This is a genomic window from Formosa sp. A9, assembly GCF_051200825.1.
Classification (GTDB): Bacteria; Bacteroidota; Bacteroidia; order Flavobacteriales; family Flavobacteriaceae; genus Formosa.
Genome location: NZ_CP195158.1, coordinates 144020 through 156294 on the forward strand (window position 1 = coordinate 144020; position 12275 = coordinate 156294).

The window sequence follows — 12275 nt, forward strand, 5'->3', positions numbered from 1 at the left end:
ACCGTGTATAATCCTTAAATTTGAAATGAAATATTTATTAATCATTAAAATATAAAAATATTATGGCTTTCGAATTACCGAAATTACAATATGCGTACGATGCATTAGAACCAAACATTGATGCACGTACTATGGAAATACATCATACAAAACATCACCAAGGTTATACCAATAACCTAAATAATGCCATTGCTGGTACAGATTTAGAGGGTAAATCTATCGAAGATATTTTAACAGGTTTAGACATGAGTAATGCAGCTGTTAGAAATAACGGTGGTGGATTTTACAATCACTCATTATTTTGGGAAGTAATGAATCCAGAAGGTAAAGGTGTGTTGTCTGGCGAATTAAAAACAGCTATCGAAACTGCTTTTGGTTCTGTAGATGCTTTTAAAGATGCTTTTAGTAAAGCAGCAGCTACACAATTTGGTTCTGGTTGGGCTTGGTTGTGTGTACACAAAGGTGGTAAAGTAGAAGTTTGTTCTACACCTAACCAAGACAATCCGTTAATGCCAGGAGTAGCTTGCGAAGGAACTCCTATTTTAGGATTAGATGTTTGGGAGCACGCTTATTATTTAAACTACCAAAACAGAAGACCAGATTATATTAATGCGTTCTTTAACGTAATTAACTGGAACGAGGTAGAGCGTCGTTACGCCGAAGCAAAATAAACGCTTAAGTTTTAAATAAAAACGGGCTACAAACGTAAATGTTTTGTAGCCCGTTTTTTTATGTGTTTAAAAATAAAAAGGTGAACTTATTCAGTTCACCTTTTTGCCCCAAATCTACCATGAACTTAACCTACTTATGTTATGGTGAAACAAATATAAAGTGGATTTAGGTCTACTTAAAATAATACTAGTTGAAATGCTAATAAATTAGTCTAACGGGATAAATATGGAGTCTTGTTCTGTTTTAGTTAATCGTAATCGCTATTTTTTATGAATATGAAAAAAATAGTCAGGTAGGTTAATTTTGAGATGTTCCAAAAAATGAAGTCAAGCCTCTTAAACTGAAGTTGCTAACGTTAAGTTAAAGAGCAGGGAATTAAATTTATGTACTTGAAAATTGGAGCATGTCCAATATAAAATATTAAAGAATCTGTTTTGGGAAAACGAATTGAAAGACGTAAAATTTTAAAAATAAAAAAGGCGAAAATTAATTCGCCTTTTTTGCCCCAAATCTACCATGAACTTAACCTACTTATGTTATGGTTCAGCCAAATTAGATTATTTTTAGGTTATCAAATAATCTTTTAGATTAAATGCATTTTTATTAGGTAAAATGTAATTTTACACATGTAAAGCATTAAAAACCAGTTAGTAGGCGCGTTCTTTGTTGCCTTCAAAAAAGTTTATAAATGCTCTGTTTACCACACGATTTCCTCCAGGGGTAGGATAGTTTCCTGTAAAATACCAGTCTCCTAAATTTTTAGGACAGGCTTTATTTAGGTTTTCTACACTTTGGAAAATAGTATGTACTTCTGCGTTTGTAGATTCATCCGAAATTAATTCAGCAATTTTTTCTGAAATTTCATCATCGGTAAATTGGTCGTACAACTCTTTTACGTAGTTTACTATTTTCTTGTCTTTTAGCTCTACCTGCTCTTTACATTTATTGTAAACTTCTTCTACCATATGGTATTTGTTGTTTTCTTTTAAAAGACTAAGCATGGCTCTAAATGCTACCAAACCTTCTAGGTTAGCCATATCTATACCATAGCAGTCTGGATAACGTATTTGTGGAGCCGACGATACTACAACGATGCGCTTAGGGTGCAGGCGATCTAGCATTCTAATAATACTTTTCTTTAAAGTGGTGCCGCGTACAATACTATCGTCTATAATTACAATATTGTCTGTAGGTTTAATTACGCCATACGTAACATCGTAAACGTGCTCTACAAGGTCGTCTCGACTACTGTCTTCGGTAATAAAGGTTCTTAGTTTAGCGTCTTTTATAGCTATTTTTTCTATTCTGGAGCGTTCAGATAAAATGTCTGTAACTTGTTTTTCCGATAAACTTCTGCTGCCGTCTAAAATGGCTTTAGTTTTCTTCTTGTTTAGAAAATCTTCAACCGTTTCTATCATTCCGTAAAACGAGGTTTCAGCAGTGTTTGGTATGTAAGAAAAAACAGTGTTTTTGGTATCGTTATCTATAGTTTTAAGAACTTTAGGCATGATTAATCGGCCCAAGGCTTTGCGTTCTTGATAAATTTCGGCATCGCTACCTCTAGAAAAATAGATGCGTTCGAAAGAACAGGCTTTGCGCTCTGTGGGTTCTAATATTTGCTCTATTTTTACTTTTCCAGATTTTTTGGTAATTATCGCATGTCCTGGTTCTAGTTCCTTAACTTTATCAAAATCGACATTAAATACCGTTTGGATTACAGGGCGCTCTGAAGCTACCACTACAATTTCGTCGTCTTTATAATAGTAAGCAGGGCGAATACCAGCTGGATCTCTTAAAACAAAAGAATCTCCATGTCCAAGCATACCTGCCATAGCATAACCGCCATCAAAATTTTTGGCAGCACGTTTTAAAATTTTACCAACGTTTAATCGATCTGCTATTAAAGGAGAACATTCTGTTTTAGTGTAGCCTTCGGCTTTTAATTGTTTGTATTTTTTGGCAACGGCATCGTCTAGAAAATGACCTATTTTTTCCATAATGGTAATCGTATCTGCCTTTTCTTTTGGGTGCTGCCCAATGCGTAGTAAATTGTCGAATAACTCGTTAACATTGGTCATGTTAAAGTTACCTGCAACAATTAAGTTTCTGTGCATCCAGTTGTTCTGTCTTAAAAAAGGATGTACACTTTCTACACTGTTTTTACCAAAAGTACCGTAGCGAACATGTCCTAATAACACTTCCCCAATGTATGGAATATGGCGCTTTTGCGAGGCCACGTCGTCTGCGTATTCTGGGTGTTCTTTAAGTTCTTGATTAATGCGGTCGTTTATTTGGCCAAAAATATCTTGTATGGGTTGTTGGGCATTAGAGCGTACTCTGCTAATGTAGCGTTCTCCAGGCTGGGTGTCTAGTTTTATACTTGCAAATCCAGCACCGTCTTGCCCGCGATTGTGCTGTTTTTCCATCATTAAGTACATTTTATTTACGCCATAAAATGCAGTACCATATTTTTCTTTATAGTATTCTAATGGTTTTAAAAGTCTAATAAGTGCAATACCACACTCGTGTTTTAAAGCATCGCTCATTGTGTTGTGTATAAAAGTGTAATTAAGTAAAAACGCGCTTTTAGTAAGCGCGCATTTTTTATTCTGATAATTCTATATTAAATGTTGTTAAGTCTCTAAACTGTTTCAGCCGAAGGCTTAGTGCTTGTTCCGAGACGTTTTGTAATTGTTCTGTGCCAAAAGCTTCAACACAAAACGAGGCTAAAGCCGACCCGTAAATAATTGCGGTTTTCATGTTGTTGAACGAGAAGTCTTTAGTGCTTGCTAAATATCCTGCAAATCCACCTGCAAAGGTATCTCCAGCTCCTGTGGGATCGTAAACGTTTTCTAATGGTAATGCTGGTGCCGAGAAAATTTCATTTTCATGAAACAATAACGCGCCGTGTTCTCCTTTTTTTATGACAACGAATTTCGGCCCCATATCGTAAATTTTACGGGCAGCAACAACCAACGAATATTCGTCAGTAAGCTGTCTTGCTTCTTCGTCGTTTATGGTTAAAACATCTACTTTGGCAATAACCTTGTGTAAATCTTCTAAGGCATTGTCCATCCAGAAATTCATGGTGTCCAGAATGGTTAGCTTAGGCGAATCGTCCATCTGCTCTAATACGCTTAGTTGCACAAGAGGATGCAAATTGCCTAGCATAACAACATCTGCATTCTTATAGGCTTCGGGAACAACAGGATTAAAATCGGCCAGAACATTTAGTTCTGTTGCCAAGGTATCGCGCGTATTCATATCGTAATGGTAGCGACCGCTCCAAAAAAACGTTTTACCGTCTTTTACGATTTCTATTCCTGAAATATCGATGTTTTTGTTTGATAATAAATCGAGATAGTCTTGCGGAAAATCGTTTCCTACAACAGAAACAATAGCGCTATCTACATTAAACTGCGATGCCGAGAGCCCAATAAATGTGGCAGCACCACCAAGGATTTTGTCGGTTTTTCCAAAAGGGGTTTCAATAGCATCAAAGGCTACTGTTCCTACAATTACTAATTTGCTCATAAAGAGGTGTCAAATTTTTTGCAAATATATGGTTTTATGGGCGAATTTAAATAATTATTAGACTTAAATAAAATCTAAATTAACAAGTTGATTATTTGGAGTCTAAGTGTTATTTTCGACCAAAATCGGCAGGGATTTCTCCCCAAGCTTTGGTTTCCCATTTAACAATTGTAGTGGTGTAGTCGTTATTTTTTAACCAACTTACAGCTCGCGATATTAAATCGAATAGAGGTTTGTTTTTCTCTGAAGGCGTTAGTTTGGTATTGCACGACTTTTTCTTTACCCAGCTTATAGCTGTTTTAGAGTCGGTGTAAATGATGCGGTCGCTTTGGTGTTGTTTTAAAAAGGCTAAACCGTGAACGATGGCTAAAAATTCGCCAATATTATTAGTGCCTTCAGGAAAGGGACCCTGTATAAAAAGTTGCTTTTTGGTTTTAGTGTCTACGCCTCGGTATTCCATAACCCCGGGATTGCCACTGGAAGCTGCGTCTACAGCAATAGAGTTGTAATTAGGTTGACCTATTTTTTTGAGTTGTTCTGGAGTTAAGGTGCTTTTAAAATTACTGTTGCCAATAAAATCTTTAGGATTGTTGTTTAAGGCGTGCTTGGCAGCCTCGAAAGTAGGAAACGATTTGTAAACAGCTCCTGGGTAATCTTTAATTTGGGCTTTACAGTCGTTCCAAGTATCGAATACACCAACGCGGTGCCCTTTCCAAACGGTGTAATATTTTTTCTTTTTAGACATAAATAGTATTCGTTTGCTTAAATTAATCTTCAAAAATGGCTACAGCTCGAACAGGAGAGCCTGTACCACCTTTTATTTTTAAAGGAAATCCTATAAACCTAAAACGCCCTCTACCTATTAATAGGTGTAAATTTATTAAGTTTTCGTAATGCGTAAAATGTAATTCGCCACAAATATGGTGTATGGTTTTGTTGCCTTTTTTTGGTACGCCAGGAGACATGGTCTCTACGCCAAAAGCCGCTATGTTTTGTTCGCCTAACCATCTGGCAGCTTCTGGTGTTAATCCAGGGCCTTTGCTCCAATTGTTAGTGCCAAACGCGTTTCTGTAATGGTTTGTATAAATTAAAACGGTATCGTTTTTTTTAATGGTTACATTGGCTTTTGTGCAAGCCTGTTTTAATTCTTCGGTGGTTATCAGTTCTTCAAAATGTTTGTAAGATAAATCTAAGCAAATGCCTTCGGTATAAAACATAGAGAGCGGCATGGTGTCTATAGAATGCTGCTTGTATTGCATGGCCATATGGTTTATGGCGTCTACGTGTGTACCTGTGTGCTCGCCAAGTTCTAGTTTGTGTACCGCGGGGGTTTTTGTTGTAGCACCTTCTAATCCGTCCCAAGCTTCATGAGTATTGTGAATACTCATTTTTACTTGTGGTAAATCTTTGTAAACAGGCATGTTTTCGTAAATATCTTGACTTAAATCTATAATTTCAGCCATAATCAGATTTTTTTAGCTTAGAAGTTTTTGAACTGTTTTAGGAAAATGTTCCATTTCTAATTCATGAATTTTAGCAGCAACATCTTCGGCGGTGTCGTTTGGCAACACGTCGCATTTTGCTTGAAAAATCGTAGCGCCTTCATCGTAATTCTCGTTTACATAATGTATGGTAATACCAGTTTCAGTTTCTTGGTTTGCGACTACAGCTTCGTGAACATGCATGCCGTACATGCCTTTACCTCCAAATTTTGGCAATAGGGCAGGGTGCACATTAATTACTTTGTTTGGGAATTCATTTAAAATATGCTCTGGGAATTTCCATAAAAAACCAGCGAGTATTATTAAATCTGGTGCTGTAGCTTGTAAAAGGTCTAATACGGTATTAGTTTTTGTAAATGCCGTTCTGTTAAACGACATGGCGCTAACACCTAATGTCTTGCAGCGGTCCAGCACTTTGGCCTGCGGGTTGTTTGTAAGTACTAAAACCACTTTGGCGTCTTGGGTTGTGTTAAAGAATTTTATAAGGTTTTCTGCATTCGACCCAGAACCAGAAGCAAAGATTACAATTCGTTTCATGTTGTAAATAATTAAAATAATACTAACCTAGTTAAAAATAAAAATGTAGCGCCTAGGAAGTAAAAAAGATTTTAAATTTATAGGGTATAAAAAGGATTATTAATAATAAATAAGGTGTAAAATTAATTTACTTCAATTTAATTTTAGTAATTTACAATCACATTTTTTAACTAATGGTGTGTTTTAAAATAAAGTTTTTTATTTTTGCGACTTATTTAAAACTTAAAATTAAAGATTATGTCAGACATTGCATCAAGAGTAAAAGCGATTATCGTAGACAAATTAGGTGTTGATGAAAACGAAGTTGTAACAGAAGCTAGCTTCACTAACGATTTAGGAGCAGATTCATTAGACACTGTAGAATTAATTATGGAATTCGAAAAAGAATTCGATATTCAAATTCCAGATGATCAAGCAGAAAATATTGCAACAGTAGGTCAAGCTATATCATATATTGAAGCTGCAAAATAAGGAATAATATTTTATGGAATTAAAGCGAGTTGTAGTTACAGGTTTAGGGGCTCTTACACCAATTGGAAATACCAAAGACGAATACTGGAATGGTCTAATTAGTGGTAAAAGTGGAGCTGCTCCTATAACATATTTTGATGCTGAGAAGTTCAAAACGAAATTCGCTTGCGAATTAAAAAATTTTAATCCTACCGATTTTCTAGATAGAAAAGAGGCTCGTAAAATGGATCGATTTACACAGTATGCGATGGTAGCTTCAGACGAAGCTATCGCCGATGCTAAGTTAGATTTAGATACCATTAATAAATTACGAGTAGGTGTAATTTGGGGCGCAGGAATTGGAGGTTTAGAAACATTTCAGGATGAAGTTTTAAACTTTGCCGCTGGAGATGGTTCGCCGCGATTCAATCCGTTTTTTATACCTAAAATGATTGCAGATATAGCACCTGGTAACATATCTATTAAAAATGGATTTATGGGACCAAACTATACTACGGTTTCTGCCTGTGCCTCCTCTGCAAATGCTATGATAGATGCTCTAAATTATATTAGATTAGGGCATTGCGATGTTGTAGTTACTGGAGGAAGCGAAGCAGCAGTTACCATTGCAGGAATGGGTGGTTTTAATGCGATGCACGCTTTATCTACAAGAAATGAAAGCCCAGAAACAGCATCTCGACCTTTTGATGCAACCAGAGATGGTTTTGTGTTAGGCGAAGGCGCTGGAGCAATTATTCTTGAAGAATACGAGCATGCTAAAGCTAGAGGAGCCAAAATTTATGCAGAGTTAGTAGGTGGAGGTATGTCGTCTGATGCACACCATATGACGGCGCCACACCCAGACGGTATAGGTGTTATGGCTGTAATGAGAAATTGTTTGGAAAATGCAGGATTAAAACCAGAAGATGTAGACCATATTAATACCCATGGTACATCTACACCACTTGGTGATGTTGCAGAATTAAAAGCAATTACCGAAGTTTTTGGCGAACACGCTAAAACAATCAATATCAATTCAACAAAATCTATGACTGGCCATTTGTTAGGCGCTGCAGGAGCCATAGAAGCCATAGCCTCTATTTTAGCTATGGAAAATGGTATCGTGCCTCCTACAATAAACCATGAGGTTGTTGATGAAAAAATTGATCCGGAACTAAACTTAACACTTAACAAAGCGCAAAAACGCGAAGTTAAAGTAGCTATGAGTAATACCTTTGGATTTGGCGGACATAACGCCTGTGTATTATTCAGAAAATTAGATTAAATCGAATGAAGTACATTCGTAACATATTAAATTCCCGTTTTAACAACAACGGGAATTTTTTTATATCTATACGTAAAATCTTAGGTTTTAAACCTAAACACTTGGCTATTTATAAAACAGCCTTTACCCACCGCTCTATGAATATTAGAGATAAAGAGGGTAATATAATTAACTACGAGCGTTTAGAATTTCTTGGCGATGCCATGCTGGGCGCTGTAATAGCATCGCATTTATTTACCGAAGTCCCAGGAGGAGACGAAGGTTATCTTACCAAAATGCGTTCAAAAATTGTAAGTCGCGAACATCTAAACGATTTGGGTAAAGACCTGGATTTAATAGATTTGGTAGAGAGTAAAATACCAAAAGGCCAATTTGGCGACAACATACATGGTAACTTATTTGAAGCCTTGGTGGGAGCCATATTTTTGGATAGGGGATATAAGTATTGCGAAAAATTCATTTATAAACGTATCATCATTCCTTTTGTCGATATCGAAAAGTTAGAAGGCAAGGTTATCAGTTATAAGAGCTTGCTTATAGAATGGTGCCAAAAAGAAAAAAAGACGTTTAATTATGAAGTTTACGACGATACCGGAAACGACGATGTAAGGCATTTTGCCGTAAAGCTTTCTATCGATAAAAAAGTGGTAGCCAAAGCCAGAGCTACATCAAAAAAGAAGGCCGAAGAAAAAGCATCTAAACGCGCCTTTTTTGTATTTCAAAAACAAATTACCAAAGGAAATTAAATTCTTTAACTTTTGTTAAAAAAACACTAAAACTAAAACGTTTTCGTGAAAATATAACATTAAGATTAGCTTAAACCTCAGTTTTTAACGGTTATAAATGTTATATTTACATCTATAATTGTGTACTAATGGCTATTCATAAACTTAATCTTGAAGACTTTTTAGACGATATAGATTATATATTAATTGCCATACATAGCAGATTAGACGATTATAGGCTAGCCTATTTTTTAAATAAAGTTTTAAACATTAAGCTAGCACGAAGAAAACAAGATGTAGACTATAAATATTTTTCGGCGTCTTATGCCTTATTCGAATGGAAAGATATTAAGCACTTAATCACTTATCATTTAGTGTCTAATATTTGTAAGCGCGAAGAAGATAGTTTACAAAGTTCGGGGTCTTTATTTAACACGCAGCATAAAATAATAAAATCTTATAACCTGCTTCCCGAACTCAAGAACGTAGATTTTTTATTGAAAATAACCAAAGAAGATCTGCAAATAAGTGAAAAACTAATAGTAAATAAAATACAACAAATACCACAGGTAATTACTACTTATACGGTAAATGTTGAACAATTAAAATCGAAAGACAATTTAATTTTTAATTAATGTTAAGAAGAAAGAAAACCAAAATAGTGGCTACCCTAGGGCCAGCAACAAGCACCAAAGAAGTATTAAAGGGTATGTTAGAAGAAGGTGTAGATGTGTTTAGAGTAAACTTTTCGCATGCCGATTATGCCGATGTTGCCGAACGCATAAAAATGATTCGGGAGTTAAACGATGAATTTGGATATAATGCAGCGATACTTGGTGACTTACAAGGGCCTAAACTTCGTGTAGGCGTAATGAAAGGCGAGGTTTTTGTAAATCCAGGCGACGAAATAATTTTTGCAACTGGAAAAAAGTTTGAAGGCACAAAAGAGCGTGTTTACATGACTTACGAGCAGTTTCCGCAAGATGCTAAACCAGGAGAGCGCATTCTTCTTGATGATGGTAAATTAATTTTTGAAGTCGTTTCAACCGATAAAAAGAGCGAAGTTAAAGCACGAGTTATTCAAGGAGGTCCTTTAAAATCTAAAAAAGGAGTAAACTTACCAAACACCAATATTTCTCAGCCAGCACTTACCGAAAAAGATGTGGAAGATGCCATCTTTGCGTGTTCGCAACAAGTAGATTGGATGGCACTATCGTTTGTGCGCCACGCCGAAGATTTAATGCAATTACAAGAGCTTATTAAACAACACAGCGATCATAAAATTCCTATTGTTGCAAAAATAGAAAAGCCAGAAGCGGTAGAAAATATCGATAAAATTGTAGCGTATTGCGATGGTTTAATGGTAGCTCGTGGCGATTTAGGGGTTGAAATTCCAGCTCAGGAAGTACCTTTAATTCAGAAACAATTAGTGCGTTGTGCAAAAAAAGCCAGAATTCCTGTAATTATTGCAACCCAAATGATGGAAACCATGATTTCTAGCCTAACACCAACGCGTGCAGAGGTTAACGACGTTGCAAACTCGGTTATGGATGGTGCCGATGCGGTAATGCTTTCTGGAGAAACTTCGGTAGGGCAGTACCCTGTTCAGGTAATCAGACAAATGTCTGATATTATTAAAAGTGTAGAAGATTCTCCGCTTATTAAAGTACCACAATCACCGCCACACATTCGTACAAAACGTTATATCACTAAATCTATTTGTTTCCACGCCGCTAATATGGCTAACGAAATTAATGCAAAAGCCATTTCTACACTTACGAATAGTGGATATACAGCGTTTCAGATTTCAGCTTGGAGGCCATCGGCACATATTTTAGTGTTTACATCTAATAAGCGTATTTTAACGCAGTTAAATTTACTTTGGGGGGTTAAGGCATTTTATTACGATAAGTTTGTAACAACCGATGAAACTATCGAGGATGTTAATGCTTTGGCTTGCGAAAAAGGATATTTAGAAGAAGGCGACATGTTAATTAGTTTAGCCGCGATGCCAATTCAAGAAAAAGGCATGGTGAATACCTTACGTGTGTCTGAAATTACAGATTGTAACTTAAGAAAAAAGTAATAAAAGTAGTATTACTTTAATGATAAATAAAAGCCTCAACATTATTTTGTTGAGGCTTTTTTAATAGCTTAATTTTTAAAATTAAGTCTATTTTAATTAACACAATTCTGTTTTAGAATGTTCCAATATAGTGGCTACCTTCAACATTTACTAATTCAGCACCTTTTGTAACTTCACCAGTTTCGGTTTCTATAGCATAAATGTTTCCGTTTTTACCAACAGGAGCTTCTGTAACGAATATTTCTGTACCATTAACAGCAAAACCTTGGTATTGGAATAAGTAAAAATCTGGCTCGTAAGGAATAGCATCAATTTTTTGAGCTGTTCTTGCATTTAAATCAATAAGTGCAAAATAGCCTTGTGCTCCAGCTGCACCTTCAGCAGAACCTGCATGACGGTATGCTAAAACACCTTTACCATTTTCTGCTGGTCTCCATGCTAAAATGTAAGCATCTTCTACACCTAAGGCATCATCTAAATTGAATACATAAGAATCATCATATTGATTATTAGCACCTATTCTTAAAATGTGAGAACCGTTAGGATCGCCTTGGTTTGCTTGGTAAACAGCACCATTATACTCAAAAGAATTAATACTACGGTAACCATTTGTGTTACCATAGCCAACAGTAGAAGTAATTACAGTTGGGTTTAATAGTGATGGATAATCTAACACTATAGTTTTAGAAGCTAAAATATCGTAACCGTTATCAGATTCTCCAGTTGCAGGATCTACTTTACTTAAACGTGCGCCAATGTATAGTTTATCGCCAGCAGCGTTTAACGTTGGCATGTCTATTCTTGAAATGTAATAACCTTGTGCTTCCTCTTCGGCACTTAACGGAATGCTAGATTCTTGAAAGTTTCTTATTAAGGAATTTTCTAAATCTAAAGTTAGCACACCCATGGTTGCTTCAGTACGTAGGTAGGTGTCGTCTGTAACGTCATCTGGAGTTCCGTTATCGTCTACTTGATGTTCGGTAGAAACGTAAACAGCACAACCAGTTTTATCGCCATCAAATAATTTTATCCATCTTGGAGCAGTACCAACATAAGGCGCAATACTAATTTCTGAACCTGTTGGCGTAAAGTTTTGGTCACCTTTTACGGTATACTTTGAATAGTTTCCTCCTGTATCTCCGGCGTAGCTTATATTAAAAATAGTATTGCCGTCTTCTGAAGCTTGTAAACGTGCTGTACGGTTTGATGGAACAATAAAACCATTGTCGAAAGGCGCAATAGATTTTGTAGGATCTTTAGCATCTTCTGCACTGATGGAATAGATTAAAGTTCCACCGTTTCCATCACCAGGGTTTGAGCCCATTCTTGCTCCTGCAACGGTTATCCATCGGGTATCTTCAAGTTGCTCTTCTTCTTTTTCGTCCGAAGAGTCATCGTCACTACAGCTAGTCGTAAGTACTAATGCACTTAAGGCAAGCGACATAAATTTAAGGTTTAAAAATCGATTTTTCATAGTTATTAAT

General features: G+C 36.1%; 12 protein-coding genes. 6 read left to right on the top strand and 6 right to left on the bottom strand.

Annotation, left to right across the window (positions count from 1 at the left end):
• Nucleotides 1-62 precede the first annotated feature (62 nt).
• Entirely contained in the window at nt 63-671 is a 609-nt protein-coding gene (locus tag ACR9EA_RS00540) for a superoxide dismutase (protein ID WP_435135995.1), read from the top strand.
• Between the two features lie 648 nt (nt 672-1319).
• Here ACR9EA_RS00540 and ACR9EA_RS00545 read toward each other — a convergent pair.
• From ACR9EA_RS00545 to purN, 5 genes are all read right to left on the bottom strand, one after another.
• Complete coding sequence (locus ACR9EA_RS00545; RefSeq protein WP_435135997.1) at nt 1320-3218, bottom strand: amidophosphoribosyltransferase; 1899 nt, start codon at nt 3216-3218, stop codon at nt 1320-1322.
• A 58-nt stretch (nt 3219-3276) separates the two neighbouring features.
• The gene (locus tag ACR9EA_RS00550; protein WP_435135999.1) at nt 3277-4206 is read right to left on the bottom strand and encodes a PfkB family carbohydrate kinase; all 930 of its coding nucleotides are present in this window, start codon (nt 4204-4206) and stop codon (nt 3277-3279) included.
• Between the two features lie 109 nt (nt 4207-4315).
• Nucleotides 4316-4951, bottom strand: a complete 636-nt coding sequence (locus ACR9EA_RS00555; protein WP_435136001.1) for a ribonuclease H1 domain-containing protein — start codon at nt 4949-4951, stop codon at nt 4316-4318.
• Nucleotides 4952-4973: 22 nt separating this feature from the next.
• Nucleotides 4974-5669 (bottom strand): cyclase family protein, encoded by a 696-nt coding sequence (locus tag ACR9EA_RS00560; protein WP_435136003.1) that lies wholly within the window; start codon nt 5667-5669, stop codon nt 4974-4976.
• A 12-nt stretch (nt 5670-5681) separates the two neighbouring features.
• Entirely contained in the window at nt 5682-6245 is a 564-nt protein-coding gene (gene purN / locus ACR9EA_RS00565) for a phosphoribosylglycinamide formyltransferase (protein ID WP_435136005.1), read from the bottom strand.
• Between the two features lie 237 nt (nt 6246-6482).
• Between purN and ACR9EA_RS00570 the strand changes: the two genes are divergently transcribed.
• From ACR9EA_RS00570 to pyk, 5 genes are all read left to right on the top strand, one after another.
• The gene (locus tag ACR9EA_RS00570) at nt 6483-6716 is read left to right on the top strand and encodes an acyl carrier protein (protein ID WP_007647141.1); all 234 of its coding nucleotides are present in this window, start codon (nt 6483-6485) and stop codon (nt 6714-6716) included.
• Between the two features lie 13 nt (nt 6717-6729).
• Entirely contained in the window at nt 6730-7980 is a 1251-nt protein-coding gene (gene fabF, locus ACR9EA_RS00575) for a beta-ketoacyl-ACP synthase II (protein WP_435136007.1), read from the top strand.
• A 5-nt stretch (nt 7981-7985) separates the two neighbouring features.
• Entirely contained in the window at nt 7986-8726 is a 741-nt protein-coding gene (gene rnc, locus ACR9EA_RS00580; RefSeq protein ID WP_435136009.1) for a ribonuclease III, read from the top strand.
• Between the two features lie 128 nt (nt 8727-8854).
• Nucleotides 8855-9340: an IPExxxVDY family protein gene (locus ACR9EA_RS00585; protein ID WP_435136011.1), complete on the top strand. Its 486-nt coding sequence runs from the start codon at nt 8855-8857 to the stop codon at nt 9338-9340.
• The gene (gene pyk / locus ACR9EA_RS00590; protein ID WP_435136013.1) at nt 9340-10791 is read left to right on the top strand and encodes a pyruvate kinase; all 1452 of its coding nucleotides are present in this window, start codon (nt 9340-9342) and stop codon (nt 10789-10791) included. Before ACR9EA_RS00585 ends, pyk begins: the two co-directional genes overlap by 1 nt.
• A 112-nt stretch (nt 10792-10903) precedes the next feature.
• On the opposite strand, the gene ACR9EA_RS00595 is transcribed toward pyk, so the two are convergent.
• Complete coding sequence (locus tag ACR9EA_RS00595; protein ID WP_435136014.1) at nt 10904-12265, bottom strand: hypothetical protein; 1362 nt, start codon at nt 12263-12265, stop codon at nt 10904-10906.
• Nucleotides 12266-12275 lie beyond the last annotated feature (10 nt).

Bases quoted from the DNA above. Each gene is read 5' to 3' on its own strand.
- ACR9EA_RS00540 (WP_435135995.1), top strand. From the start codon at position 63: ATGGCTTTCGAATTACCGAAATTACAATATGCGTACGATGCATTAGAA.
- ACR9EA_RS00545 (WP_435135997.1), bottom strand. From the start codon at position 3,218: ATGAGCGATGCTTTAAAACACGAGTGTGGTATTGCACTTATTAGACTT.
- ACR9EA_RS00550 (WP_435135999.1), bottom strand. From the start codon at position 4,206: ATGAGCAAATTAGTAATTGTAGGAACAGTAGCCTTTGATGCTATTGAA.
- ACR9EA_RS00555 (WP_435136001.1), bottom strand. From the start codon at position 4,951: ATGTCTAAAAAGAAAAAATATTACACCGTTTGGAAAGGGCACCGCGTT.
- ACR9EA_RS00560 (WP_435136003.1), bottom strand. From the start codon at position 5,669: ATGGCTGAAATTATAGATTTAAGTCAAGATATTTACGAAAACATGCCT.
- purN (WP_435136005.1), bottom strand. From the start codon at position 6,245: ATGAAACGAATTGTAATCTTTGCTTCTGGTTCTGGGTCGAATGCAGAA.
- ACR9EA_RS00570 (WP_007647141.1), top strand. From the start codon at position 6,483: ATGTCAGACATTGCATCAAGAGTAAAAGCGATTATCGTAGACAAATTA.
- fabF (WP_435136007.1), top strand. From the start codon at position 6,730: ATGGAATTAAAGCGAGTTGTAGTTACAGGTTTAGGGGCTCTTACACCA.
- rnc (WP_435136009.1), top strand. From the start codon at position 7,986: ATGAAGTACATTCGTAACATATTAAATTCCCGTTTTAACAACAACGGG.
- ACR9EA_RS00585 (WP_435136011.1), top strand. From the start codon at position 8,855: ATGGCTATTCATAAACTTAATCTTGAAGACTTTTTAGACGATATAGAT.
- pyk (WP_435136013.1), top strand. From the start codon at position 9,340: ATGTTAAGAAGAAAGAAAACCAAAATAGTGGCTACCCTAGGGCCAGCA.
- ACR9EA_RS00595 (WP_435136014.1), bottom strand. From the start codon at position 12,265: ATGAAAAATCGATTTTTAAACCTTAAATTTATGTCGCTTGCCTTAAGT.